26 protein-coding genes are annotated in these 24,813 nt (G+C 46.9%); 11 read left to right on the top strand and 15 right to left on the bottom strand.

From position 1 onward, the window contains the following. Nucleotides 1-201: 201 nt before the first annotated feature. The 4 genes from KW844_RS27700 to KW844_RS27685 form a co-directional block, all read right to left on the bottom strand. Nucleotides 202-813, bottom strand: a complete 612-nt coding sequence (locus tag KW844_RS27700) for a fumarylacetoacetate hydrolase family protein (protein WP_218380017.1) — start codon at nt 811-813, stop codon at nt 202-204. Nucleotides 814-867: 54 nt separating this feature from the next. After that, nucleotides 868-1,449 carry an aminoacyl-tRNA hydrolase gene (gene pth, locus KW844_RS27695; RefSeq protein WP_218380016.1) on the bottom strand — a complete coding sequence of 194 codons (582 nt, stop codon included), beginning with the start codon at nt 1,447-1,449 and terminating at the stop codon, nt 868-870. Between the two features lie 75 nt (nt 1,450-1,524). After that, nucleotides 1,525-2,115, bottom strand: a complete 591-nt coding sequence (locus KW844_RS27690) for a 50S ribosomal protein L25 (RefSeq protein WP_218380015.1) — start codon at nt 2,113-2,115, stop codon at nt 1,525-1,527. 42 nt (nt 2,116-2,157) lie between these two features. Next, nucleotides 2,158-3,117, bottom strand: a complete 960-nt coding sequence (locus KW844_RS27685; protein WP_073083054.1) for a ribose-phosphate pyrophosphokinase — start codon at nt 3,115-3,117, stop codon at nt 2,158-2,160. Between the two features lie 193 nt (nt 3,118-3,310). Here KW844_RS27685 and radC point away from each other — a divergent pair, with 193 nt between their 5' ends. Together radC and KW844_RS27675 are read left to right on the top strand one after the other, a co-directional pair. Continuing rightward, nucleotides 3,311-4,018, top strand: a complete 708-nt coding sequence (gene radC / locus KW844_RS27680) for a DNA repair protein RadC (protein WP_218380014.1) — start codon at nt 3,311-3,313, stop codon at nt 4,016-4,018. A gap of 48 nt (nt 4,019-4,066) precedes the next feature. Continuing rightward, nucleotides 4,067-5,053: a Gfo/Idh/MocA family protein gene (locus KW844_RS27675; RefSeq protein ID WP_218380013.1), complete on the top strand. Its 987-nt coding sequence runs from the start codon at nt 4,067-4,069 to the stop codon at nt 5,051-5,053. A gap of 109 nt (nt 5,054-5,162) precedes the next feature. On the opposite strand, the gene KW844_RS27670 is transcribed toward KW844_RS27675, so the two are convergent. The 9 genes from KW844_RS27670 to KW844_RS27630 form a co-directional block, all read right to left on the bottom strand. Beyond that, complete coding sequence (locus tag KW844_RS27670) at nt 5,163-5,840, bottom strand: 2-C-methyl-D-erythritol 4-phosphate cytidylyltransferase (protein WP_218380012.1); 678 nt, start codon at nt 5,838-5,840, stop codon at nt 5,163-5,165. 95 nt (nt 5,841-5,935) lie between these two features. Next, nucleotides 5,936-6,985, bottom strand: a complete 1,050-nt coding sequence (gene queA / locus KW844_RS27665; RefSeq protein ID WP_218380011.1) for a tRNA preQ1(34) S-adenosylmethionine ribosyltransferase-isomerase QueA — start codon at nt 6,983-6,985, stop codon at nt 5,936-5,938. A 99-nt stretch (nt 6,986-7,084) separates the two neighbouring features. Further along, nucleotides 7,085-8,803: an ABC transporter ATP-binding protein gene (locus KW844_RS27660; RefSeq protein ID WP_218380010.1), complete on the bottom strand. Its 1,719-nt coding sequence runs from the start codon at nt 8,801-8,803 to the stop codon at nt 7,085-7,087. Between the two features lie 21 nt (nt 8,804-8,824). Next, the gene (locus tag KW844_RS27655; RefSeq protein WP_218380009.1) at nt 8,825-9,595 is read right to left on the bottom strand and encodes an AMP nucleosidase; all 771 of its coding nucleotides are present in this window, start codon (nt 9,593-9,595) and stop codon (nt 8,825-8,827) included. 174 nt (nt 9,596-9,769) lie between these two features. Next, nucleotides 9,770-10,213: a type I restriction enzyme HsdR N-terminal domain-containing protein gene (locus KW844_RS27650; protein WP_218380008.1), complete on the bottom strand. Its 444-nt coding sequence runs from the start codon at nt 10,211-10,213 to the stop codon at nt 9,770-9,772. Between the two features lie 169 nt (nt 10,214-10,382). Continuing rightward, nucleotides 10,383-11,801 carry a Glu/Leu/Phe/Val dehydrogenase gene (locus KW844_RS27645; RefSeq protein WP_218380007.1) on the bottom strand — a complete coding sequence of 473 codons (1,419 nt, stop codon included), beginning with the start codon at nt 11,799-11,801 and terminating at the stop codon, nt 10,383-10,385. Between the two features lie 32 nt (nt 11,802-11,833). Next, the gene (locus tag KW844_RS27640; protein ID WP_255578663.1) at nt 11,834-12,073 is read right to left on the bottom strand and encodes a CcmD family protein; all 240 of its coding nucleotides are present in this window, start codon (nt 12,071-12,073) and stop codon (nt 11,834-11,836) included. Continuing rightward, nucleotides 12,070-12,732 carry a cytochrome c biogenesis protein CcsA gene (gene ccsA, locus KW844_RS27635; protein WP_218380006.1) on the bottom strand — a complete coding sequence of 221 codons (663 nt, stop codon included), beginning with the start codon at nt 12,730-12,732 and terminating at the stop codon, nt 12,070-12,072. The genes KW844_RS27640 and ccsA overlap by 4 nt, the downstream gene beginning before the upstream one ends. Before the next feature lie 144 nt (nt 12,733-12,876). Then, nucleotides 12,877-13,545 carry a heme exporter protein CcmB gene (locus KW844_RS27630; RefSeq protein WP_218380005.1) on the bottom strand — a complete coding sequence of 223 codons (669 nt, stop codon included), beginning with the start codon at nt 13,543-13,545 and terminating at the stop codon, nt 12,877-12,879. A 90-nt stretch (nt 13,546-13,635) separates the two neighbouring features. On the opposite strand from KW844_RS27630, the gene accC reads away from it, so the two are divergent. Together accC and KW844_RS27620 are read left to right on the top strand one after the other, a co-directional pair. Continuing rightward, a complete protein-coding gene (accC, locus tag KW844_RS27625) occupies nt 13,636-15,126 on the top strand; it encodes an acetyl-CoA carboxylase biotin carboxylase subunit (RefSeq protein WP_218380004.1) in 1,491 nt (496 codons plus the stop codon). A 75-nt stretch (nt 15,127-15,201) separates the two neighbouring features. After that, nucleotides 15,202-15,684, top strand: coding sequence for a GtrA family protein (locus tag KW844_RS27620; RefSeq protein ID WP_073083027.1), 483 nt, complete (start codon nt 15,202-15,204; stop codon nt 15,682-15,684). 93 nt (nt 15,685-15,777) lie between these two features. On the opposite strand, the gene KW844_RS27615 is transcribed toward KW844_RS27620, so the two are convergent. Continuing rightward, complete coding sequence (locus KW844_RS27615) at nt 15,778-16,347, bottom strand: thymidine kinase (RefSeq protein ID WP_218380003.1); 570 nt, start codon at nt 16,345-16,347, stop codon at nt 15,778-15,780. A gap of 86 nt (nt 16,348-16,433) precedes the next feature. Between KW844_RS27615 and KW844_RS27610 the strand changes: the two genes are divergently transcribed. Then, a complete protein-coding gene (locus KW844_RS27610) occupies nt 16,434-17,360 on the top strand; it encodes a hypothetical protein (RefSeq protein WP_218380002.1) in 927 nt (308 codons plus the stop codon). On the opposite strand, the gene KW844_RS27605 is transcribed toward KW844_RS27610, so the two are convergent. Then, on the bottom strand, nt 17,330-18,589 hold the full coding sequence (locus tag KW844_RS27605) for a 3-deoxy-D-manno-octulosonic acid transferase (RefSeq protein ID WP_255578662.1): 1,260 nt from the start codon (nt 18,587-18,589) through the stop codon (nt 17,330-17,332). The genes KW844_RS27610 and KW844_RS27605 overlap by 31 nt on opposite strands. A 113-nt stretch (nt 18,590-18,702) precedes the next feature. Between KW844_RS27605 and KW844_RS27600 the strand changes: the two genes are divergently transcribed. The 6 genes from KW844_RS27600 to rfbD are packed head-to-tail and all read left to right on the top strand — an operon-like array spanning nt 18,703 to nt 24,626. Next, nucleotides 18,703-19,842 carry a DegT/DnrJ/EryC1/StrS aminotransferase family protein gene (locus KW844_RS27600; protein ID WP_218380001.1) on the top strand — a complete coding sequence of 380 codons (1,140 nt, stop codon included), beginning with the start codon at nt 18,703-18,705 and terminating at the stop codon, nt 19,840-19,842. Beyond that, entirely contained in the window at nt 19,839-21,152 is a 1,314-nt protein-coding gene (locus tag KW844_RS27595; RefSeq protein WP_218380000.1) for a UDP-glucose/GDP-mannose dehydrogenase family protein, read from the top strand. The genes KW844_RS27600 and KW844_RS27595 overlap by 4 nt, the downstream gene beginning before the upstream one ends. A gap of 12 nt (nt 21,153-21,164) precedes the next feature. After that, nucleotides 21,165-22,109 (top strand): UDP-glucuronic acid decarboxylase family protein, encoded by a 945-nt coding sequence (locus KW844_RS27590; protein WP_218379999.1) that lies wholly within the window; start codon nt 21,165-21,167, stop codon nt 22,107-22,109. A 19-nt stretch (nt 22,110-22,128) separates the two neighbouring features. Continuing rightward, complete coding sequence (rfbB, locus tag KW844_RS27585) at nt 22,129-23,184, top strand: dTDP-glucose 4,6-dehydratase (RefSeq protein WP_218379998.1); 1,056 nt, start codon at nt 22,129-22,131, stop codon at nt 23,182-23,184. Between the two features lie 3 nt (nt 23,185-23,187). Then, nucleotides 23,188-23,748 carry a dTDP-4-dehydrorhamnose 3,5-epimerase gene (gene rfbC, locus KW844_RS27580; RefSeq protein WP_218379997.1) on the top strand — a complete coding sequence of 187 codons (561 nt, stop codon included), beginning with the start codon at nt 23,188-23,190 and terminating at the stop codon, nt 23,746-23,748. Nucleotides 23,749-23,756: 8 nt separating this feature from the next. Continuing rightward, nucleotides 23,757-24,626, top strand: coding sequence for a dTDP-4-dehydrorhamnose reductase (gene rfbD, locus KW844_RS27575; protein ID WP_218379996.1), 870 nt, complete (start codon nt 23,757-23,759; stop codon nt 24,624-24,626). Nucleotides 24,627-24,813 lie beyond the last annotated feature (187 nt).

The raw sequence follows: 24,813 nt of genomic DNA, 5'->3' as shown, positions 1-24,813 counted from the left end.
ATACATCAATCACTAAAATAGTGATATGTAATCATAAATAAATGGTTGTCAGTATCTTGTTAAAAAATCAAAAGAAAATATATAAAAGAAAATGGTCGGAAGAAATTTCTTCCGACCATGACTAGGCCAAAGGCCCCTTTATTTTTTTTGTAGCTCTTCCTCGCCACTGGCGAGGAAGAGCTACAAATTGCTAAGTTTAAATTATTTCACAGAAAACTCCAGCAGGCTATCGTTTTCGATAAATGCTTCAAAAGAATCGCCGATTTCGGTTGGGCCTACACCTGCCGGTGTACCGGTAAAGATGAGGTCGCCGATATTGAGGGTAAAATACTTTGAGATATAGGCCACGAGGAAGTCGAAGTTAAATAACAGGTCTTTCGTATTTCCTTGCTGTGCCAGTGTTTTATTTTTATACAGGCAGAAGTTAATGTCTTTCTTGTCCATTTCCGGGGTAATGGGCAAAAATTTCCCGACGATCGCGGAGTTATCGAAGGCTTTGGCTATTTCCCAGGGCAGGCCTTTCGCTTTTTGCCGGTCCTGGATATCTCTTGCCGTGAAATCGATACCTACTGAGATCTGGTCGTAATACTTATCTGCAAACTTTTCCTGAACATGTTTACCGTTCTTGCTCACGCGGAGTACCAACTCGCATTCATAATGCAGGTTACTGGTAAATTCCGGATAATAGAATGGATGATTATTCTGTAGCAAGGCATTCTTCGGTTTCATGAAGAGTACCGGTTCAGTTGGTACTTCATTCTTTAATTCTTTGGCATGGTCGGCATAGTTTCTACCTACGCAAATAATTTTCATAATGCGCTTGTTTTTAAAGGTTAAATAAAGCAGATAGCTGCCATATTTACAAATTTACTTTACGGAAGGGTAAGTTAAGTTATTAAAGGCATTCATCGTACGTGCAAGACCGGTAGTGGCGAAACTCTCGATAATTTCGATTGATTTATCGATTTTTTCCTGTACGATGGCTGTTTCGTCGTGTTTCCATTTGCCCAGTACAAACTCTACCTGGCGGCCTTTAGGGTAGTTATTCCCTATGCCGAAGCGGAGTCGTGGGTATTGGGAGGTTGCCAGGGAATCCTGGATGCTTTTAAGGCCGTTATGGCCGGCATCGCTGCCACCGGGGCGGAGCCGCATAACATCCAGCGGCAGGGCCAGTTCATCTACAATCACCAGGAGGTTTTCGATGCTGATCTTTTCTTTGTCCATCCAGTATTTGATGGCTTTACCACTCAGGTTCATGTAGGTAGTAGGTTTGATCACGATGAAGATCTTGCCTTTCCATTTGATTTCCGCCACGTCGGCCAGGCGGTCGTTGTGAAAGCTACCCTTATGGTGGGCTACGAATGCATCTGCCACGTCGAATCCGATATTGTGGCGGGTATGCTGATATTCAGTGCCTATATTTCCTAATCCTGCTATTAAGTATTTCATGGTGTTATTAACAGGTATAAAATTAAATAGCCCACGCCAAAGCGTGGGCTATTTTTGAAAAATATTTTAAAAAGATTATTTCTTTTTAGCGTCTTTTTCAGCAGTTGCTTCTTCCTGACGCAGCTGACGGGTCATTACCACAGAAGCGATAGGAATACGTGGAGAGTTGGTGATGGTGATACCTTCAACCTGAACGTCTTCTACACGGATGTTTGCATTCAGCTCCAGGTTCTCGATGTTTACTTCGATGTTTTCTACCAGGTGCTTAGGCAGTGCGATCACTTTCAGTGCTTTCAGTTTGCTAACCAGTTTACCACCGGCTTTAACACCAACGGACTGACCAACCAGTTTGATAGGCAGGGTAACTGCTACTGGTTTGTCTTCTACCAGTTCCATGAAGTCGATGTGAGACAGTTCGTCTGTAACCACATCAAACTGCAGGTCTTTCATTACTGCACGGTAAGTTTTAGCTCCCAGTTTAATTTCTGCTACCTGGAAAGCGGCAGTGTAAACCAGGGTTTTGAAAGATTTTGCAGGCGCTGAAAAACTAACAACTTCTGCACCCCCGTAAATAACGCAAGGCACTTTTTCCTCAGAACGGAGTTGGCGGGTGGCTTTTTTACCAAATTCGCTCCTGAGTTCTCCTTCGATGGTTATTGTGTTCATTGTTTAAACAATTTATATAAAGAATAAATAAATACTTAGTTATCAATCGCCTCTGCGCTGACTGTGAATAAACAGGCTGGTGATGGATTTATTCTCGTGCATATTGCGTATGGCAACGGCGAAGAGTTCAGCAACGGTAATTACCTTGATCTTCGGAGAATGTTGTTTCAGTGGGATAGTATCGCAAACCACGATTTCTTCCAGCACTGAGTTTTCGATGTTTTCGTACGCTTTTCCGCTAAAAACCGGGTGAGTACAAAAAGCACGTACACTTCTGGCGCCTTTCTCCTTCAGGAGGTTAGCTGCTTTAGAGAGGGTACCTGCGGTATCGCAAATATCATCAATGAGCACTATATCTCTGTCTTTCACATCCCCGATTACCACCATGGAGGCGATTTCATTCGCTCTCTTACGGTGCTTGTCGCAGATCACCATTTCGGCATTAAAGTAGGAGGCTACTTCACGTACACGATTGGTGCTACCCACGTCCGGGGACGCAAAGGTAAGATTTTCCAGCTTTAATTGCTCAATATAAGGGATAAAAATCGCCGAGCTATCCAGGTGATCCACCGGGATATCGAAGAACCCTTGTATCTGCGGAGCGTGTAAATCCATAGTAATCACCCTGTTAGCTCCTGCCGCTACCAGCAGATTCGCTACCAGTTTAGAGCCGATAGCCACACGGGGCTTGTCTTTTCTGTCCTGGCGGGCATATCCGAAATAAGGTATCACCGCGGTGATATACCCTGCAGATGCGCGCTTGGCTGCGTCAATCATCAGCAGCAGTTCCATCAGATTGTCAGACGGGGCGCTGGTTCCCTGTACCAGGAAAACATAGTCACCACGAATACTTTCCAGGAATACCGGCTGAATTTCGCCGTCGCTGAATTTCTGAATTTTAACTTTGCCAAGACCGTTAAGTCCATTGCCATAACGTCTGGCAATTTTCTCAGCCAATTCTGGATTACTGTTACCTGTGAAGATTTTTACTGAAGGTTGCATACTTGTGGAAAAGAGGTTGCAAAACTATGATTTTTTAGGTGTATGCCCCGAATTTTTTTCCGGGCCTAGTTATATATTAAATATAAATAATTTCTTTATAATTGAAAAACAAACAATATGGAGATATAAGAAATGTATGGGGGGAATTGGGAAACCAGAGAGAAAGGAGTAACTTCGGATAAAGGAAGTTATTATGTTTGTGAATGTTAACCCCGGCAGTCATGTCGCCATCAAAGATTGGCCTGACGCCGATAAGCCCCGTGAAAAACTCATTGATAAAGGCGTAAATGCCCTCAGTGATGCAGAATTACTCGCGATACTTCTGCAAACCGGTTATCGTCAGAAATCCGCCGTTGACCTGGCACGCGAAATACTCCGCCTTGCCAAAGACAATCTCTCTGAACTGGGTCGCCTGAATGTTCGGGACCTCCGTAAACTACGAGGAATGGGCACCGCCAAAGCAGTGACGGTAGTAGCTGCCCTGGAATTATCCCGGCGCCGGCAGTCCACCTCCGTGCATAAAAAAAACGTGATCCAAACCAGTTCCGATGCCGCCCTGTTCTTTAAGCCACTACTCGCGGATCAATACCACGAAACCTTTTATGTCATGTTCCTGAACCATGCCCAGAAAGTACTGCTCACCCGCTGTATCAGCAGCGGAGGGATGTCCAGCACCGTGGTAGATCCCAAACTCATATTCCGGGAAGCCCTGGAAGTACATGCCACAAAAATCATCCTCTGTCATAACCACCCCTCCGGCAGCCTGCGGCCCAGCGAGTCAGATATCAACGTTACCAAAAAGATCCGCGCCGCCGGTAAACTATTCGATATCGAAGTGCTGGATCACATCATCGTGGCCGAAACCGGCTATTTAAGCCTGGTGGAAGAAGGGGTGCTATAAAATGCGCTAAAGTATTTACTTTCGCATTTATTATTTATTCTGATCCATATGCTCAAAATAGGAATCTTCGGGGTAGGACATCTAGGGAAAATTCACCTTTCTCAGTTAGTAACCATGAAAGACGTAGAAGTGGTAGGCTTCTTCGATCCAAGCGACGCCAATGCCCAAAGCATTGCATCACTCTACAACATTCCTCGTTACAACTCAGCCGAAGAGCTTATCCTGGCTGTTGACGCGATCGATATCGTGGCCCCTACCACCCTTCACTTTAACCTCTGTGAACTGGCCATCCGCAATGGTAAACACATCTTTGTGGAGAAACCAATGACCAACACCATCGATGAAGCCAAAACACTGGTCAAACTCGTGGAAGAAGCCAATATCAAATTCCAGGTAGGTCACGTGGAACGCTTCAACCCCGCCTTCATCGCCCTCAAAGGCTACCAGCTAAACCCCATGTTTATTGAGGTACACCGCCTGGCAGAATTCAACCCGCGCGGAACAGATGTAAGCGTTATCCTCGATCTGATGATCCATGATATCGATATCATCCTGAGCATCGTAAAATCTACCATCAGCCGCATTTCCGCCAGCGGAGTAGCCGTTATGAGCGACACCCCGGACATCGCCAACGTACGCATCGAATTCCATAATGGCTGCGTCGCCAACCTGACCTCCAGCCGCATCTCCCTGAAAAAAATGCGCAAAATGCGCTTCTTCCAGAAAGATGCCTATATCGGAATCGACTTCCTCGATAAAAAATCAGAAATCATCAAACTGAAAACGCCGGAAGATGAAGGCCTCTTCACCCTGGATATCGAAACCAACAGCGGTAAAAAAACCATCGCCATCGATAACCCGGAAGTGAAACAAACCAACGCCATCCGCATGGAACTCGAAATGTTCCGAGATGCCATCCTGAACAATACACCGGTAGTTGTTACGGCTGTGGATGGACTGCAGGCCGTTGATGTGGCGCATCAGATTCTCCATAAAATTAATAAGACCCTGGCGGAGAGCCAGACGGCGAGATAATTTAAATTTTCCATCTGCCTTCGGCAGATAGAAAATTTAAAAGGGCAGGGCCACTGGGCCCTGCCCTTTTAAATTCAGGGAAATGACGTGCTTACGATTGCGGGTAATGTTATCGCTCGCCAAGCAGCGCCGCCGCTATCACCAGGTCCAGCGGCTTCGTAATCTTTATATTCGCTTCCTCCCCTGCCACCAGGTGAATCCGATGCCCCAGCCGTTCGGCTACTGTGGCCTCGTCCGTAAACAGGGGATCATAGGGCAATTCAAAAGCCGGCAGCAGTACCTCCGATAAAAACGTTTGCGGCGTTTGAATGATCTTGTACTTTTCCCTGTCCACTGCGCGATTCACATCTCCCTGTACCTCCCTTATACTATCTTTCATATCAATCACAGGAATAGCGCTACCATACTGTAAAGCAGCCTCATAACAGCTACGGATCAATGCCGTGGAAATTAAAGGCCGTACCCCGTCGTGCACAAACACCACCGCATCCGCTCCTGCCTGCTGTAACCCGTTCTTTACCGAGTGAAAGCGGGTGTCACCACCTTTTACCAGGGTTATGTCCGGACGCCGGGCAAAATGAGACAGCACTTTTTCGGCCGACTCAAAATGCGCCTCCGGCAATACCAGCACGATCCGCATGTCGGCATAGGCACCGGCAAAAGCCGCAATAGTATGATACAATACCGGCTTGCCATTCAGGTCGAGGAACTGCTTGGGAACCGCGCTCTGCATACGGGAGCCGGACCCTCCGGCTACTATTATGGCCACTTTATTTCGTTCTTTCATGTATTAGCTGATAGAATGTGCTGCAAGATATAAACAAAAAAAGTTCCCACCGGCAGGATGCTGGTGGGAACTTTTTTTACATAAGATGCTTATCATTAAAGGATCAGCATGGCATCGCCATAGCTGAAGAAACGATATTTCTCTTTAATGGCCTGCTGGTAGGCTTCCATCACCAGGTCATAACCGGCAAATGCGCAGGTCATGATCAGCAGACTTGTTTTTGGCAGGTGGAAGTTAGTCACCAAAGCGTTCGGAATAGCGAAATCGTAAGGAGGGTGAATGAAGGTGTTAGTCCAGCCTTCAGCCGCCTTGAGGTGATTTTGCGCTGTTACGGAAGATTCTACCGCACGTACAGAAGTAGTACCAATCGCACAGATCTTACGGTTTTCCTCTTTAGCCTTGTTTACAATTTTCACTGCATGCTCATCGATATGGAAATACTCAGCATCCATTTTGTGTTTGCTCAGGTCTTCCACCTCGATAGGACGGAAAGTACCCAGACCGGTATGGAGGGTAACTTCAGCGAATTTAACGCCCTTAATTTCCAGACGTTTGATCAGTTCACGGCTGAAGTGCAGGCCCGCAGTTGGAGCAGCCACCGCACCTTCATATTTCGCGTAAACAGTCTGGTAACGCTCTTTATCCTCTTCTTCCGGTTTACGTTTGATGTATTTAGGCAGCGGCGTTTCACCCAGGGTGTCCAGCACGGCTTTGAATTCATCATCGTTACCTTCAAACAGGAAACGGATAGTACGGCCTCTGGAGGTCGTGTTATCAATTACTTCGGCTACCAATGACTCATCGTCACCGAAATACAGCTTGTTACCAACACGGATCTTACGTGCAGGGTCAACAATAACATCCCACAAGCGGTTTTGCTTGTTCAGCTCACGCAGCAGGAATACTTCAATTTTAGCGCCTGTCTTCTCTTTGCGACCATACAGCCTTGCCGGGAATACTTTCGTATTGTTCACAACCATCACATCCTTGTCGTTGAAATAACCCAGGATGTCTTTGAATACTTTGTGCTCAATTTTTCCAGTCGCGCGGTGCACCACCATTAAACGAGATTCGTCTCTGGTTTTGGAAGGATGCTGTGCAATGAGATTTAAAGGAAGGTCGAATTTGAACTGTGATAGTTTCATATTACGGTATGAATGAATTTTTTAAGTGCGCAAAAGTACCGATTTTTATCCACATCGTCAAAAATTGGCCATAATCATTATAAATCAAACAACTTTATATTAAATTCCTTTAGGTATGGCAGCAATGAGTTGCCGGGTATAAGCATGCTGCGGATGCTTGTACACCTGATCCGCCTCGCCGCTTTCCAAGATCTTTCCCTTTTGCATGACCAGCATCTGATCGCTGATAAAGCGGACTACCGACAGGTCATGGGAGATGAAGATGCAGCTGAATCCGAATTCTTCCCGTAAACTGATCAGCAGATTCAGCACCTGCGCCTGGATGCTTACGTCCAAAGCCGCTACTGATTCATCACAGATGATAAAGGATGGATTTACTGCCAATGCCCTCGCTATCACTATACGCTGGCGCTGGCCGCCTGAAAACTCGTGGGGATAACGATTAAAATGTTCCGGCATGAGATTTACTTTTCCCAGCAGCTCCAGCACTTTCTCCCGGCGGGCAGCTGCATTGCCATACAGGCCGTGCACTTCCATTGGTTCCAGTATGGCATTGCCGATGGTCATACGTGGATTCAGCGATGAATAGGGGTCCTGGAAGATCAGCTGCATGTCTTTCCGCATGGCGCGCATGCCTTGCGCTGACAAACTTCTCAAGTCCTGTCCCTTATAAACAATTGTACCGCTGGTTGGTTCTGTCAATCTTAATAAACTGCGACCGAGGGTAGTTTTCCCACAGCCCGATTCCCCTACCAGTCCCAGCGTTGCGCCGGTTTTCATTTCAAAGCTCACGTCGTCCACGGCTTTGCGCCATTCCAGGACTTTGCCGGTCAGGGAGCGCTTTATCGGAAACCAGGTACTGAGGTGATGTACCTGCAGGATAGGCTCGCGGGCCGTAAGGGTATTCCGGCGGGCCACTATCATCTCATCACTCATCTGTAGCGAGTCCACAAATGATTGTACGGAGGTTGGCTGCTCCATAAAGTCGCGTATCACGGGTAGTCGCACCAAACGCTTATCCAGCGGAGGCCTGCAGGCGAGCAGCCCTTTCGTATAGGCGTGTACGGGGTGCGTAAACACTGCTGCTACCGGTCCTTCCTCAACAATATTGCCTTTATACATGACCATTACCCGGGAGGCAATTTCTGCTACCACGCCCAGGTCGTGGGTAATAAACAGTACACTCATTTCCATTTGCTGCTGCAGTTCCTTCAGCAATTGGAGGATGGCTTTCTGAACGGTCACATCGAGTGCGGTAGTGGGCTCGTCGGCAATGAGGAGTTTAGGTTCGCAGGAAATCGCCATAGCAATCATGACCCGTTGTTTCTGCCCCCCGGAGAGTTCGTGTGGAAAACGATCCATCATACCTTCGGGATCGGGCAGTTTCACCTGCGCAAACAGCGCGATGGCGCGGGCTTTGGCCTCCTGCAAGGGAATCTTTTTGTGCAGGCGGATGGCTTCTGTTACCTGTGCTCCACAGGTAAGCAGGGGATTGAGGGAGGTCATGGGCTCCTGGAAAATCATGGCTATTTCATTGCCACGATAGCGCCGCATGGCGTCAGGAGAGAGCCGCAGGAGATCAACGGGATCTTCGGTTTCGTAATACAACAGTTGTCCGTTATCGATCCTGCCAGGCTCCTGCACTAACTGCATGAGGGAAAGCGCGGTTACGGATTTTCCGGAACCGGATTCTCCGACAACACCAATTAATTCACCTTTTCCGATGGTGAAGCTGATGTTATTAACAGCGGTAACGCTGTTGTTGCCTGAGCGGAAACTAACCTTCAGGTCTTTAATAGCAGCCCGCAAATATTGCATAGCGGGAAGATACAACAAATCTTAGAAGCGCAGGTGCTTCACGGTCTGGTGACTGTCGATCAGTTTCTGGAGCGATTCGATACCCACTTTCAGGTGGCGGTCTACGAACTTGGTGGTTACTTTCTTGTCGCTTTCTTCTGTTTTCACTCCTTCCGGCACCATTGGCTGATCGGATACCAGCAGCAGTGCGCCTGTAGGAATTTTATTATAGAACCCTACGGAGAAGATGGTAGCGGTTTCCATATCTACGGCCATGGCACGGATTTTTTCCAGGTACTGTTTAAACTCGGCATCATGTTCCCAGATACGGCGGTTGGTGCTGTAGCAGGTACCTGTCCAGTAGTCGTGGCCGGAATCCCTGATGGTGGTGGAAATAGCTTTCTGGAGTGCGAATGCAGGCAGGGCTGGCACTTCCGGCGGGAAGTAGTCGTTAGAGGTACCTTCGCCGCGTATAGCAGCAATGGGCAGAATCAGGTCGCCGATCTGGTTTTTCTTTTTCAGTCCACCACATTTTCCGAGGAACAGTACTGCTTTTGGTTCAATAGCGCTGAGCAGATCCATGATGGTGGCGGCGCCGGGGCTTCCCATACCGAAGTTGATAATGGTAATTTCGCCGGCGGTGGCGCATTGCATAGGTTTACCAATGCCAACGATTTCTACGTTGTTCCATTCGGCAAACATGGTAAGGTAATTACTGAAGTTGGTGAGGAGGATGTGCGTTCCGAAGTTTTCTAACTTTTCACCAGTGTAACGGGGCAGCCAATTAGCTACAATTTCTTCTTTTGTCTTCATAGCCTTTTGACAAGCGAATATAAGGTTTTTTCCGGGGATTTCCTATCGTTGGTTGTTAACGCGGTTTTCGATTGCGCCTGCGCCCCAATCGAAAACCCTTTGGATGACCGCCGGACGCACCCATGGTCCGCTGGGGTATCACAGCAACCTTGGGGTTCACTTACTGTGGCGGGTTTACTCGTAATCCGGCAGTTCCTCCAGGAAGCGCCACTGGTGAGTTTCCTGCTCATAAGTACAGCAAAAGGTATTAGTACCATTGGTGATAACCAGGTATTTCGCAGGTATGACCATGTTATATCGTACTACCTGCTCGAGGGTTTGCTGACTAAGCGGCACATTCATCTCCTTACATTCGATCAGCATCCAGGGGTTCATTTCCCGGTTATAGACCACGATATCGAAGCGTTTTTTCATTTCTCCCAGATAGATTTCACGTTCTATGGCCGTGAGTGCGGGCGGGTAATTTTTTATTTTAAAGAGATATTGGAGGACGTTTTGCCTTACCCATTCTTCCGGGGTCAGGATCACGTAGCGCTTTCTCAGGCGGTCAAAAATCAGTGTTTTTTCTCCTTCTTTTATCACTTTAAAGTCCGGTTCCGGGAAATCTATCTTGATCAAATTGCAGGGTGTTTAATTGGCGGCTAAGATACAGCAATTGTTGTTTTGCGGCTGCCACCTTCGGTGTCAGGTGAGGGATTGCGCGCTGCGCGCTTTAAATTTTAAAGGGAGATGGAGAAGCCGCGGCTCTTCCATCTCCCTTTAAAAAAAATATAATAACGCTGTATAATCAAGGGAAGATACCCAGTTGCTCGTAGGCGGCACCTACTTTGTTGATAGCGCACACATAAGCGGCGGTACGCATATCATGTATTTCCGGGTTACTGATCATTACATCACGTACTTCGTGGAGGGCAGCGTGCATGGTTTCTTCCAGGCCGGAATATACCAGATCCACTTCGTCCGCACCGTGGGCGATGAATTTTCTTTCTTTGTCAGATACTTTTTTGCCGGTCAGGTCTTCAATGGTTTGGAGGATATGCATATTCATATTCTCATCGAAGCGTTTGCCGAGGCGACCATAACGTACATGGCTGAGGTTTTTCAACCATTCGAAGTAAGAAACGGTTACACCACCTGCGTTCAGGAACATATCCGGCACTACGATCACGCCTTTTTTGTTGAGGATTTCGTCTGCCTCAGGGGTGAGCGGACCGTTGGCTGCTTCGCCGATGATACGTGCTTTAACGTTAGGTGCGTTGTGTTTATCAATCACATTTTCCAGGGCAGCAGGGATGAGGATTTCGCAATCCAGTTCCAGGCCGTCTGTATTTTTATTCAGGTTGGTAGCACCTGGGAAATTATTGATGGAGCCGGTAGCTTTTTTGTGCTTGAGCACTTCGTCGGGGTTCAGGCCATTTTCATTGAAGATGGCACCGTCCCACTCGATGAGGCAGATTACTTTAGCACCTGCTTCGTGGAAGTATTTGGCAGCGTGGTAACCTACGTTACCCATACCTTGTACGACTACCCGTTTTCCTTCGATACCGGTAGAAAGGCCTAGTCGGTCCATGTCTTCCTTAATGTTGCAGAGTTCACGGAGGCCGTAGAACACACCGAGGCCGGTAGCTTCGGTACGACCGCGCACACCGCCCTGTGAAACAGGTTTACCGGTTACGCAACCATAGCCGTCGATTTCTCCCGGACGGAGGCTCATATAGGTATCCAGGATCCAGCTCATTTCTCTTTCTCCTGTACCATAGTCAGGAGCGGGAACGTCTGTACCGGGGCCAATAAAGTTTTTCTTTACCAGCTCGGCAGTGTAGCGGCGGGTGATCGCTTCCAGCTGGAATGGGGTGTAATTGCGGGGGTTAATTTTGAGGCCTCCTTTAGCGCCGCCAAATGGTACGTTTACGATCGCACATTTGTAGGTCATGAGGGAAGCAAGGGCCATCACTTCATCCTGGTTCACTTCTTCACTGAAGCGGATACCACCTTTACAAGGCAGTTTGTGATGGGAGTGCTGAACGCGGTATGCTTCGATTACCTGTACAGATTCGCCGATGCGCACCGGGAATTTGATCTGGTAAACGGCGTTACAAGCTTTGATCTGTTCCAGAATACCTTTATCCCATTTGGTAAAGGCTGCTGCTTTATCAAAGCTTCTTTCCACACTCTGGAAAAAACTGTAATGCTGATCTTGCGGCATAATATATCGTTTTGGTATAATGATTAGATTTCCTACAGATTTCTATCCCTATCTTCCAACTTGCCGATCTTTCTATCCAGATTGATCAGAAATAACACAATACCGATGAAGATAATCACCAAAATTCCTACTATCACATAGATCTTACCATTGCTCCGGAACAATTCGTTTACCGGACCCGATTCTGTATTCTGCTGCTGGGCATTGGCCAGGAAAGAGATCAGCAGTAACATGATGGTAAGGACACGGGAGAATATTCTTCTATGGATCATTTAAAAATATTTTTGAGTTCTAATTTTTTGTATCGTACAGCCAGTGTATAAATCCATACACTCAGCAGTATCCAGCCAATAAAGGCAGGATAAAGCACCATCATCATTTTGTGATCCGTATCTTTTTCGGAGAATCCTGGTGTGGTAGCACTACCCGGATGGAGGGAATCCACCATTTTAGGAATGATATAGGTAAGCGGTATAAGCAGGGCAAAAGCGAAAATGTTGAACACGGCGGATATACGTGCACGTTTGTCCATGTCGTGGATCGACAGGCGCAGCACCAGGTAAGCCATATAAATTAATAAAGCTATCGCCGTACACATCTGCTTAGGATCGCTGGTAAGCGTGCCGCCCCAGGTATAGGTTGCCCACAGGGAGCCGGTAGCAAACCCCAGGACACCAAAAAGTATCCCGACACGCGCAGCGGTTGATGCATACACATCTTTTTTCAGATCATACCCCGAAAGAAAACGTAGCGAATTAACTACGGAGATGGTGAACATCGTATACATGCATAACCACATGGGCACATGAAAAAACAGTCCACGGGATGATTGTCCGTTTGTTCCTATGATTGGTATTTCGATAGTGAACCCGGCGATAATTACGTATAAAAGAAGCAGTATCGCCAATGCTTTCCACCAATGTCTGGCCATTTTTTGAAGCTATATTCCGGGGCAAACCTACACGTTTTAGCGTTAATCACAAAGATTTTAAGGGATTTTAAGTTTATCAAATAACCCCGAAAACTCATTAAACATACTTATTATAAGTAAGGCATTTCTTTGCGATTTCACTAACTAGTCTTTCCACAAAAAAGGAAAAAGTATGAGAGAGAGGGCGATTACGAGGAAGTCGAGTCCCCCCAGTAACCAGAACATCCGCGGCAGGTCCGGCTGAAAAACTGTCAGAAAAGCAGACACGGAAATATTAGAGAGCAGCATCAGGATGGGCAGGATCAGCGGAAAACCCATAATTGCCATGAGCGCCGCGCTGTGGTTGGCCTGCGCCGCAATAGCTGCCAGCATGGTAAAGAGCAGCGATAAGCTGACACCTCCCAGCAGCACTACGCTTACAAAATAGCCCGGGTTAGTGATGGGGTTGCCCAGCAGCATAATACTGGCCCCCAGCGCGATCAGGCTCATCACCACCATGAGTATAATATTATATATCAGCTTGGCGGCAATAAAATACCGGGGATGTACCAAAGAATAAAAATAGAGCAACCGCCCCTTGCTTTCCTGCATGAAGCTCTTGGCCACGGCATTGACGGCAACAAACAGTTGCACCACCCAGAAAAGCGCATTCCAGAGCTTATCTTCCGGCTTACCCATCATCAGGTTGATCACGAAAACGGTGGATACTATATAGAGCAGCACACCATAAAATGCATACTGCTGGCGCATTTCCAGCAATAAATCCTTTTTCACGAGTGTGAGCGTTTGTTGGATCGGATTATTTTTCTTCATGATTAGGCGCAAAGATAGTCATTGAAGGTTAAAACCTGTGGTTAGCTGGCAGCGATTCCTTATATTGCCCTTTATATAAATTCCGAGCTGATGAAAAAAATTCTGGTAGCCAACAGAGGGGAGATAGCGTTACGAATCATGCGTTCTGCACATGAAATGGGTATCAAAACCCTTGCAGTGTTTTCCGAGGCCGACCGCACCATGCCTTTTGTACAATATGCTGACGAGGCCGTTTGTATTGGCCCTGCGCCTTCCAGTCAGTCGTACCTGCTGGCAGACAAGATTATTGCGGTGGCTAAAGAAAGAGGCGCGGATGCTATCCATCCCGGATATGGTTTCCTGAGTGAGAATGCCGTTTTTGCCCAAAAGGTGAAAGCTGCAGGTCTTACTTTCATTGGCCCCTCCCCTGCGGCTATTGAGGTGATGGGTAGTAAGCTGGCCGCCAAACAGGCCGCACAGCAATTTGGGGTGCCCATGGTACCTGGTACAGAAACGCCACTCCGAAGTCTGGAAGAAGCGAAGGAAGTGGTACAGAAAACCGGCTTCCCTATTCTGATTAAAGCCAGTGCCGGCGGTGGTGGTAAAGGTATGCGGGTGGTAAATGCCCCGGAAGAACTGGAAGAACAGATCCGCCTGGCCAAAAGTGAAGCCATGAGTGCTTTCGGCGATGACGCGGTGTTTATAGAAAAATACGTGGGATCGCCCCGCCATATTGAAATACAGATACTGGGCGACCAGCACGGCAACTATGTATATCTCTTTGAGCGCGAATGTTCTATTCAGCGCCGGCACCAGAAACTGATTGAAGAGGCACCATCTTCGGTACTCACACCGGCCATCAGGGCCGCTATGGGCAAATGTGCCGTGGATGTAGCCCGGGCCTGCAACTACTATGGAGCTGGTACCGTGGAATTCCTGGTTGATGAACAACTTAACTTCTATTTCCTGGAAATGAATACCCGCCTGCAGGTAGAGCATCCGGTTACGGAGCTGATTACCGGCCTGGACCTGGTTAAAGAACAGATAAAAGTAGCCAGGGGCGAGCAATTAACGTTTAGTCAGGAGAGCCTGCAGATTAATGGACATGCCATTGAATTACGCGTGTGTGCAGAAGACCCGGCCAATAATTTTCTCCCCGATACAGGAAAACTGGAAACCTATATACGCCCGCAGGGCTATGGCGTGCGGGTAGACGACGGATATGAGCAGGGAATGGATATCCCCATCTACTATGATCCTATGATTGCCAAACTGATTGCCTGGGGTAGTACCCGTGAAGAAGCCAGGTTCCGCCTCCTCCGTGCCATTGAAGAGTACCAGGTAAAAGGTATCCGCACCACGCTGCCGTTTGGACACTGGGCTTTGCAACATCCTGCGTTCATAGAAGGTAACTTCGATACCAATTTTATTGGAAAATATTTTACGCCGCAATGCCTGCTGAATGAGGATCCACGGCTGAATAAACTTGCCGCTATCCTGGCTGCACAGGTATGGCAGCAGGATCAATTAGCTTTACGACAGGAAGCTTTAACGGTCAACCAGGGCGCAAGCGCGTGGAAAAAACGTAATACGTTAAGATAATTCAATATTTATGTTAAATAAGTTAAAGTGCTTCCATAAAAATTGGAAACGTTTAACTTTGCGGGACTTTTTAATATGATACGCAGACTCATACTCAACATTATTGACTTCTTCCATAAACCATTCAGTGGAATAATTCCCAAGCAGACGTTCCGCTACCTGGCTTGTGGGGGTGGGAATACCTTGCTGGATATTTTCCTGTATTTCATATGCTACAACTTCATCCTGGAAAAACAGGTGGTGCATCTGCCATTTATTAACATCGGCGCCCACATTGCGGCTATGTTCATGTCTATGGCGGTGACTTTCCCTACCGGCTTCCTGCTGAGCAAGTACGTGGTGTTTTCGGAGTCTAACCTCCAGGGACGTACGCAGTTGTTCCGCTATTTCATGCTGGTGGGTGTATGTGTGTTATTGAATTATGCGTTGATGAAACTGTTTGTAGAGCACCTGCACCTCTTCCCTACCGTTGCCAGAATCTGCACTACCGCTGTGGTAGTGATTTTCAGCTATCTTACACAAAAGAAATTTACGTTTAAGGTTAAACAAAGCATATAATTTTTTTAGTGAGATGCTAATGGTATCTCATTAAAAGGGTTCCGGATCTAAGACCCGGAACCCTTTTTTGTTATGATAGCGTCAGCTATATGATTATTGCCCTTCGTAATAGCAATGGCGGCAACGGGGTTCGTACAAATCTTTTTCACCGAGTAACAGCGTTTCTTTGGTTTGAGACTTACGGTAAGAGAAATTAGCGATATGCCCACATTTCACGCAAATAGCGTGGAGCTTGGTGATATATTCTCCCTTTGCCAGCAGTGCCGGCATAGGGCCAAAAGGGTTTCCTGCAAAATCCATGTCCAGTCCGGCTATAATCACGCGAATACCGCGTAAGGCCAGCTGATCACATACATTAGGTAATTCCGCATCAAAGAACTGCGCTTCATCAATGGCCACTACATCCACTTCCTGGGCCAGCAAAAGAATCTGCTGGGAGTTTTCGATAGGGGTAGACCTGATTGAGTTCTCATCGTGTGATACAATGTCGACCTCATCATAACGTGTATCTACAGCAGGTTTAAAGATCTCCACTTTCAGGTTGGCAATCCGTGCGCGTTTGAGTCGGCGGATCAGTTCTTCCGTTTTTCCGGAGAACATTGAGCCGCAAATAACTTCTATCCAGCCTCTGCGTCCTCCTGCAAGAGAAGGTTCAATAAACATAATGTACTATTTTGATTATTAATTAATTAAAATACCATAATTTTAGTGAAATAATTATCTATTATTCACCGTTTAACAATTAAGGCATGGAAAAAATATATGCATTAATTGACAAGCTTCAGGAATTGAGGTATACCGGCGCCGACCTGCAAACGATCTCGTATTATACGCAGATGTTGCAGGCAGAGGTATTGCATGCGCGTAACCGTCAGCATCAGCAAAACCAGCAAATACAGGCGCAGTCTAACCAGGGGCAGATTGCTGTAATTATGCCTGCACGCCAGGAAACATTTGTGACTGTTCCTGAACCAGCGGTGCAAACTACAACATTACCGGCAAATAAACCGGAAGTAACGCAAACGGATATTCCGGAAAAGGAAATACCTGTTGTATCCTGGGAACCACCGGTTACAGAGGAAAAAGTGGAGACGGCAGCGCCAGTGCACCAGCGGGAACAGACACCGGAGCAGATACCTCCGGCACCGGTGCAATACCAGCAGGAAATACCGGCGCCGTATAATCCGCCGGCACCTGCTTACCACCCGGAACCCTCGCCCGTACAACATGCTCCGATACCTCCGGCCGCCATGCCCCAGCAGGCACCTGCACCGGAGCCGCTATTCCATCAGCCGGCAGCTGAAAAGTCAAAGCCTGCAATAGCAACACTTTTCGATAACATAGAACCGAAAACCAATAATGGCCATACTGCACCGGCATCGTTAAACGAAAGGCTGGCGCAGCAAAAAGTAGAATTGGGGCAGAAGCTCGGTCAACAGCGGGTGCAGGACCTGAAGAGCGCCATTGGGATCAATGATAAATACCAGTTCATTTCAGAACTCTTTAACAACGATACTGACCTGTACGAGCGATCCATCAAAACCATCAACGACTTCCCTTCATTGCAGGATGCGGACCGCTGGATACAACGGGAAATAAAGATATTGCAAGGCTGGCAGGATGATCATCCGCTGGTACAGCAATTTTATACATTGCTCAGGAAGCGCTTCTCCTGAATATAATCCATAATTTTTGGGGTAGCTCCCTGGTTGGCCATCACGTAAGACTTACTGGTGGCCGCTGCTTTTTTATACACCTCATCGGCTGTCAACAGTTGATGCAGGGTATCCTTCAATTGCGCCTCGTCATGTACCACCAGTGCACCACCTGCGGCCACGAGTTCCACTGCCTCAAAGTATTTTTCATACACGGGGCCGATGATCACCGGCATGCCATACACCGCCGGTTCCAGGATATTATGAATACCACCTTTGCCCAAACCGCCGCCTACATAGGCGATGGTAGCATATTTATAGAGAGTGGTGAGCATACCGATATTATCTATAATCAGCACCTTCGCTTCCTGCCAGTTCTCTTTCAGTGCGGAATAGCGCACCGCGTCAGGAAAATGCCGGAGAATGGACTGGATATGCGCTTCGTGTATTTCATGCGGGGCTATGACCAGTTTCAGGTTAGCATTTTGTGGCGTGTTCCACCAGCCGGCAAGCAGCTGTTCATCATCAGGCCAGGTACTACCTGCCACCAGCAGGCGGCTTTCAGCGGCAAACTTGTCGATGAGCGGCAAGGTGTTACCATCCTGGAGTAATGCCGCCACCCGGTCGAACCGGGTATCTCCGCTGACAGATATATTTTTGAGACCTAACTGCTGCAACAGCTCCATAGAGGCCTGGTTTTGAAGAAACAGGTGCGTAAACCCGCCCAGCAGCCGGCGAAACATGCCGCCATAGGGCTTAAAGAAGACCTGATCGTTCCGGAAGATGCCCGAAATCAGCAGCACCGGTATTTTTCGTGTATGCAATTCAGTTAGGAAATGTAACCAGAATTCATACTTGATAAAAATAACCAGTTGTGGCTTTACTATTTCTACAAACTGCCTGGCATTTGCCGGGGTATCCAGTGGCAGGTAGCAGATATAGTCGGCCCCGGGATAGTTGTGGCGTACCTCATAACCTGATGGGGAGAAAAAAGTTAACAAAATTTTATGGCCGGGATAGGCAGCCCTGATAGCTTCCAGTACGGGCCTTCCCTGTTCAAATTCCCCGAGGGATGCGGCATGTACCCACACCACTGCCGCCCTTTCCAGGTGCTGCTCTTTGAGCTGGCTGGCCCAATGCCGGCGGCCATTGATCCACTTTTGGGCTTTCTGGTTGCCGGCTGTTGCGGCGATTCCTACCCCCAACCGGTATAACCTGATAAATAAGTTATATATAATAGATGCTATCATGTTTTGCTTGCGTACTTTTACCCAAATTTTGAGGAGGTACAAAGATAGGTCCCTCCCAACGTCAATTTTTGTAAATTTGCACACTTTAAACAAAATAAAAATATACAGCGCATATGGTTCCTATTCAGATGGTAGATTTGAAACGCCAGTACAACAAGATTAAACCACAGGTTGATGCAGCCATCCAGGAAGTTTTGGAGAGTTCTGCCTTTATTAACGGCGGAGCTGTGCAGCAGTTTTCTCAGGAATTACAGCAGTATTTAGATGTAAAGCACGTGATACCTTGCGCCAACGGTACTGACGCGTTACAGATTGCCATGATGGCCCTGGGCCTCGAACCAGGTGATGAAGTGATTACTCCTTCTTTCACTTTTATTGCTACCGCTGAAGTGATAGCCTTGCTGCGCCTGAAGCCGGTGTTTGTGGACATTGATCCTAAAACCTACTGCCTGGATGTGGCACAGATTGAAAAAGCCATTACCCCTAAAACCAAAGCGATTGTACCGGTGCATTTGTATGGTCATGTGGCCGACATGGAGCCACTGATGGAAGTCGCCAACAAACATAACCTGTATGTGATTGAAGATAATGCACAGGCAATTGGTGCTGATTATACCTTTAAGGACGGCAGCAAGAAAAAAGCGGGTGCTATTGGACATATTGGCTGTACTTCATTCTTCCCGTCTAAAAATCTGGGTTGTTATGGAGATGGTGGTGCTATTTTTACCAATGACGATGCCATTGCTGCACAGATCCGCATGGTAGCAAACCATGGCCAGTCCGCCCGTTACTACCACGATGTGGTGGGCGTTAACTCCCGCTTAGACACCGTGCAGGCTGCTGTATTACGCATTAAACTGCCATTACTGGATGAATATGTAAAAGCACGCCGCGCAGTAGCCGATGCCTATGATGCAGCGTTTGCGGACGTTCCGCAGATAGTGACACCATATCGTGCAGCTAACAGCTACCACGTGTTTCATCAATATACTTTACAGCTGGAAGGAGCCGACAGACTCGCACTGCAGCAATACCTGGCTGAAAAGCAGGTACCTGCCATGATTTACTATCCTGTTCCGGCACACCGTCAGAAAATGTTCGCAGATTTTGGTGGTGCTGAATTTGATTTACCAGTAACCGACGCCCTCACCCACAAGGTGATTTCCTTGCCAATACACACTGAAATGGACGCTGATCAACTCGATCACATTATTCAATCCGTCAAATCATTTCTAAATCAGAACCCTGCATGAAGATTACAGTAGTAGGTACCGGTTACGTTGGACTCGTAACCGGTACCTGTTTTGCAGAAACAGGAAACGATGTAACCTGTGTCGACATCGATGCCAACAAAGTACAGAAATTATCATCCGGCCAGATTACCATTTATGAACCCGGCCTGGAAAAACTATTCGAAAGAAACCTCAAAGAAGACCGCCTGCACTTTACGACCGACCTACAGGAAGGCATAAAGGATGCAGCCGTGATCTTTCTCGCTTTGCCAACCCCTCCCGGTGCTGACGGGGCTGCTGACCTCTCCTATGTGTTAGGCGTAGCTGATCAGCTGGGAAAAATGATTACAGATTATACCGTTATTGTAGACAAAAGCACCGTACCTGTTGGCACCGCCGAAAAGGTAGCGGCAGCAATAGCCCGCAATACGACTGTTCCTTTCGATGTGGTTTCCAACCCGGAGTTTTTAAGAGAAGGTGTGGCTGTAGATGATTTCATGAAACCTGACCGGGTAATTATCGGTACGGAATCAGAAAAAGCCCGTAAAGTGATGGGCGAACTTTTTGCCCCCTTTGTACGCCAGGGCAACCCGGTGATATATATGGATGAAAAGTCCGCCGAACTAACCAAATACGCGGCTAACTCTTTCCTCGCTACCAAAATTTCATTCATGAACGAGATTGCTATCTTGTGTGAAAAGTTGGGTGCGGATGTGGATATGGTACGCCGTGGTATCGGCAGTGATGACCGCATAGGCAAGCGTTTCCTGTTTCCTGGCATCGGATATGGCGGCAGCTGTTTCCCTAAAGACGTACAGGCACTCGTTAAATCATCTGAAGAAGCCGATTACGACTTTAAGATCCTCAATGCCGTGATGGACGTAAACGAAGCGCAGAAGCTGTTTCTCATGCCAAAGATTAAGGCATACTTTGGGAACGACCTGAAAGGAAAGCATTTCGCGATGTGGGGACTGGCGTTTAAACCAAACACAGACGATATCCGGGAGGCGCCGGCGTTATACATGATAGAGTACCTGTTGGCGGAAGGCGCTACCGTGGCGGTGTTTGATCCCGAAGCGATGCACAATGTGAAACAGTTAATGGGTGATAAAATCACTTATGGTGAGCACCAGTATAACTGCCTGGAAAACGCCGATGCACTCATTATCTGTACAGAATGGAGTGTGTTCAGAACACCTGATTTCAACAAAATTTCATCAGCCTTAAAAAATAAAGCCATTTTTGATGGCAGAAACCTATTTGAAGTAAGCCGTATGAGTGAACTGGGTTATCATTACGAGAGCGTAGGCCGTACTCCTGTTGTTTCTTAACGCTTTTCTAATATGGAAAAAAAGAGAATCCTGATAGCCGGCGCAGCCGGCTTCCTGGGCTCACATCTTTGTGATCGCTTTATTAAAGAGGGTTATCATGTAATCGCCATGGATAACCTTCTCACAGGAAATATCAGCAATATCGAACACTTGTTCCCCTTACCTGACTTTGAGTATTACCACCATGATGTGACCAAATTTGTGCACGTTCCCGGTAAACTCGACTACATTCTGAACTTTGCCTCCCCCGCAAGCCCCATTGATTATCTGAAAATGCCGATACAGACATTAAAAGTAGGATCACTGGGAACACACAATTTACTGGGCCTGGCAAAAGAGAAGAAAGCCAGAATATTGGTGGCCTCCACTTCAGAAGTATATGGCGATCCTACGGTACATCCTCAACCGGAGGAATACTGGGGGAATGTAAATCCCGTAGGTCCGAGAGGGGTGTATGACGAAGCCAAGCGCTTCCTGGAATCCATTACCATGGCTTATCATAATTTCCATGGTGTAGAAACCCGGATCGTACGCATCTTCAATACTTATGGTCCACGTATGCGACTCAACGATGGCCGCGCTTTGCCGGCATTTATGAGTCAGGCATTGAACGGGGAAGACCTCACCGTATTTGGGGATGGAAGTCAAACCCGCTCCTTCTGTTATGTGGAAGACCTGATAGAAGGCATTTACCGGCTTTTGTTATCAGACTACCATCTGCCTGTTAACATCGGCAATCCGGAGGAGATCACCCTTAACCAGTTTGCGGAAGAGGTGATCCGGTTAACCGGGTCTAAACAAAAAATAGTTTATCTTCCGCTGCCTAAAGATGATCCTAAACAACGGCAACCTGACATTACCAAGGCCCGTACACTTTTATCCTGGGCTCCTAAAGTAGGCAGGGAAGAGGGTTTGCGGATTACCTACGACTACTTCAAAAAAGCATTATCAAAATAAAACCGACATTTCAATTCCCATGAAGCGGAAACTTTTAATTACCGGCGGTGCCGGATTTATTGGCTCCCATGTAGTCAGATTATTTGTAAACAAATACCCTGACTATCAGATCGTAAATCTCGACGCACTGACCTATGCCGGTAATCTGGAAAACCTGACAGACGTAAAAGACAAGCCTAATTATATCTTCGAAAAAGGTGACATCATGGATGAAGCCTTTGTAGATACACTCTTTCAGCGTTATGCTTTTGATGGCGTGATACATCTGGCAGCGGAAAGTCATGTGGACAGATCTATCATGGAACCACTGGCATTCATTAAAACCAATGTATTGGGTACAGCTGTATTGCTGAACACCGCCAGGAAATACTGGAAAGGTAATGAGGAAGGCAAACTGTTCTATCATGTGTCTACCGATGAAGTATATGGCTCACTGGGCGAAGAGGGCTTCTTTACAGAAGAAACTTCGTATGATCCCCGTTCTCCGTATTCTGCATCGAAAGCCAGTTCCGACCACTTTGTGATGGCCTACTATCACACTTACCATCTCCCTGCTATTATTTCTAATTGCTCTAATAACTACGGCTCTCATCATTTTCCGGAGAAATTAATTCCGCTGGCCATTCATAATATCAAAAACAATAAGCCGGTACCAGTGTACGGTAAAGGTGAAAATGTGCGCGACTGGCTGTTTGTAGAAGACCATGCCCGTGCGATTGATACTATTTTCCATAACGGCCGCCTGGGAGAAACTTACAATATCGGTGGATTTAACGAGTGGAAAAACATTGATCTGATTCAACTGCTTTGCAAAGTGATGGATAAAAAGCTGGGACGCCCAGAGGGTACCAGTGCACAGCTGATCACATTTGTGAAAGACCGCGCAGGCCATGACTTAAGGTATGCCATTGATGCAACCAAGTTGAATAAAGAACTGGGCTGGGAACCATCTCTTCAGTTTGAAGAAGGATTAGAGAAAACGGTGGACTGGTATCTCCAGAACCAGGAATGGCTGGACCACGTAACCAGCGGCGCCTATCAACAATATTACAGCGAGCAGTACCAGAAAAGATAATATATGCCTTTTATAGAAACACATATACCGGATCTGCTGGTATTTGAACCTGTTGTACACGGCGATCACCGTGGTTACTTTTTCGAAAGTTATAATGCCAGTACCTTCAGTGCTGCCGGCATCGACTATAAATTTGTACAGGATAACCAGGCACGTAGCACCTACGGTGTATTACGAGGACTGCATTATCAGCTGGCACCTTATGCCCAAACTAAACTGGTAAGAGTACTGGAAGGTCGTATCATTGATGTTGCGGTGGATATTCGCACCGGTTCACCTACTTATGGCGAGTCTTTTGCAATTGAGCTGAGTGCAGAAAATAAGAAACAACTGCTGGTTCCACAAGGTTTTGCACATGGATACGCCGTTATCAGCGAAACCGCTGAAGTGATGTATAAATGTGACAATTTTTATCATAAAGCCAGTGAGGGTGGCATTATTTTCAATGATCCTGCGTTGAAAATTGACTGGGGAATTGACCTGAAAGATGCGGTGGTATCTGACAAAGACCTGATACTGCCTAAGCTGGCCGATATCTCACATAACTTTACTTACAACCGATAATACGCATCATGAAAAATATTCTGATTACCGGAGGTAATGGACAATTAGGGCAGGCTATCCGAAAGATAGCCGGCGAGTTTCCTGATTTCAATCTGATTTATACAGACTATGACACGCTGAGCATCACCGATGCAGAGGCAGTGAATAACTATTTCAGCGAAAACAAACCGGATGCTTGCATTAACTGTGCCGCCTATACGGCAGTTGATAAAGCGGAAAGTGATGAGGACACTGCATTTGTATTGAACTTCCAGGGACCGCTTGCACTGGCAGAAGCCTGCGCGAACCATAATACGCAACTGGTGCATATTTCCACTGATTACGTATTTAATGGCAATGCCTGTGTACCATACAAGGAAACAGACGAAACTGATCCGCAGAGCGTGTATGGCAGTTCCAAGATGCGTGGTGAAGCGGCTGTACTGGATGTGAATGAAAATAACATTGTAGTGCGTACTTCCTGGTTGTATTCTGAGTTTGGTGTCAACTTCGCCAAACGTATGAAGGAACTAATGCAGGAAAGACCTGAGCTGAACGTAGTATTTGATCAGGCCGGCACGCCTACCTACGCTGTAGATCTGGCAAAAGTTTTACTGCAAATCCTGCAGCAACGTTTTGAACAACCTGCTGCGCCCACCGGTGGCGTATACCACTACAGTAATGAAGGCGTTACCAGCTGGTTCGATTTCGCGGTAGCTATTAAAGAGCTTACAGGCGCCACCACCAAGGTATCACCTATTACTTCGGACAAATATCCCACACCGGCTAAAAGACCTGCTTACAGTGTGATGAATAAGGAGAAGATCAAGGCTACTTTTGGCATTGAAGTTCCTTACTGGCGGGATAGCCTGGCAGTGTGTCTGAAATTTATTCAATAAATTATTAGTGTAATAAAAAAAGATCGCACCTCTGATGAGGTGCGATCTTTTTTATTACACCTTATTACTTCTATTTGATTAAGTAAATTATACATATATTAAAAATAGACAGTACATAAGTTCAAATTCATTTATTCCATAACCATTCCTATTATTTCAGTAGGTTTGCAAAATTGACAAATTTTTA

This window comes from Chitinophaga sp. sic0106 (genome assembly GCF_019219075.1).
Lineage (GTDB): Bacteria > Bacteroidota > Bacteroidia > Chitinophagales > Chitinophagaceae > Chitinophaga.
Note: the sequence above shows the minus strand (reverse complement) of the source record. Positions and strands in the feature narration are given on the sequence as shown.

What these genes read in the sequence shown, in the direction of transcription:
- KW844_RS27610 (WP_218380002.1), top strand. Translation starts at nt 16,434, where the DNA reads ATGGAAAAAATATATGCATTAATTGACAAGCTTCAGGAATTGAGGTAT.
- KW844_RS27620 (WP_073083027.1), top strand. Translation starts at nt 15,202, where the DNA reads ATGATACGCAGACTCATACTCAACATTATTGACTTCTTCCATAAACCA.
- KW844_RS27675 (WP_218380013.1), top strand. Translation starts at nt 4,067, where the DNA reads ATGCTCAAAATAGGAATCTTCGGGGTAGGACATCTAGGGAAAATTCAC.
- queA (WP_218380011.1), bottom strand. Translation starts at nt 6,985, where the DNA reads ATGAAACTATCACAGTTCAAATTCGACCTTCCTTTAAATCTCATTGCA.
- rfbB (WP_218379998.1), top strand. Translation starts at nt 22,129, where the DNA reads ATGAAGCGGAAACTTTTAATTACCGGCGGTGCCGGATTTATTGGCTCC.
- accC (WP_218380004.1), top strand. Translation starts at nt 13,636, where the DNA reads ATGAAAAAAATTCTGGTAGCCAACAGAGGGGAGATAGCGTTACGAATC.
- KW844_RS27690 (WP_218380015.1), bottom strand. Translation starts at nt 2,115, where the DNA reads ATGAACACAATAACCATCGAAGGAGAACTCAGGAGCGAATTTGGTAAA.
- pth (WP_218380016.1), bottom strand. Translation starts at nt 1,449, where the DNA reads ATGAAATACTTAATAGCAGGATTAGGAAATATAGGCACTGAATATCAG.
- radC (WP_218380014.1), top strand. Translation starts at nt 3,311, where the DNA reads ATGTTTGTGAATGTTAACCCCGGCAGTCATGTCGCCATCAAAGATTGG.
- KW844_RS27655 (WP_218380009.1), bottom strand. Translation starts at nt 9,595, where the DNA reads ATGAAGACAAAAGAAGAAATTGTAGCTAATTGGCTGCCCCGTTACACT.
- KW844_RS27645 (WP_218380007.1), bottom strand. Translation starts at nt 11,801, where the DNA reads ATGCCGCAAGATCAGCATTACAGTTTTTTCCAGAGTGTGGAAAGAAGC.
- KW844_RS27615 (WP_218380003.1), bottom strand. Translation starts at nt 16,347, where the DNA reads ATGTTTATTGAACCTTCTCTTGCAGGAGGACGCAGAGGCTGGATAGAA.
- KW844_RS27595 (WP_218380000.1), top strand. Translation starts at nt 19,839, where the DNA reads ATGAAGATTACAGTAGTAGGTACCGGTTACGTTGGACTCGTAACCGGT.
- ccsA (WP_218380006.1), bottom strand. Translation starts at nt 12,732, where the DNA reads ATGGCCAGACATTGGTGGAAAGCATTGGCGATACTGCTTCTTTTATAC.
- KW844_RS27590 (WP_218379999.1), top strand. Translation starts at nt 21,165, where the DNA reads ATGGAAAAAAAGAGAATCCTGATAGCCGGCGCAGCCGGCTTCCTGGGC.
- KW844_RS27605 (WP_255578662.1), bottom strand. Translation starts at nt 18,589, where the DNA reads ATGATAGCATCTATTATATATAACTTATTTATCAGGTTATACCGGTTG.
- KW844_RS27670 (WP_218380012.1), bottom strand. Translation starts at nt 5,840, where the DNA reads ATGAAAGAACGAAATAAAGTGGCCATAATAGTAGCCGGAGGGTCCGGC.
- KW844_RS27700 (WP_218380017.1), bottom strand. Translation starts at nt 813, where the DNA reads ATGAAAATTATTTGCGTAGGTAGAAACTATGCCGACCATGCCAAAGAA.
- KW844_RS27600 (WP_218380001.1), top strand. Translation starts at nt 18,703, where the DNA reads ATGGTTCCTATTCAGATGGTAGATTTGAAACGCCAGTACAACAAGATT.
- KW844_RS27640 (WP_255578663.1), bottom strand. Translation starts at nt 12,073, where the DNA reads ATGATCCATAGAAGAATATTCTCCCGTGTCCTTACCATCATGTTACTG.
- KW844_RS27660 (WP_218380010.1), bottom strand. Translation starts at nt 8,803, where the DNA reads ATGCAATATTTGCGGGCTGCTATTAAAGACCTGAAGGTTAGTTTCCGC.
- rfbD (WP_218379996.1), top strand. Translation starts at nt 23,757, where the DNA reads ATGAAAAATATTCTGATTACCGGAGGTAATGGACAATTAGGGCAGGCT.
- KW844_RS27630 (WP_218380005.1), bottom strand. Translation starts at nt 13,545, where the DNA reads ATGAAGAAAAATAATCCGATCCAACAAACGCTCACACTCGTGAAAAAG.
- rfbC (WP_218379997.1), top strand. Translation starts at nt 23,188, where the DNA reads ATGCCTTTTATAGAAACACATATACCGGATCTGCTGGTATTTGAACCT.
- KW844_RS27685 (WP_073083054.1), bottom strand. Translation starts at nt 3,117, where the DNA reads ATGCAACCTTCAGTAAAAATCTTCACAGGTAACAGTAATCCAGAATTG.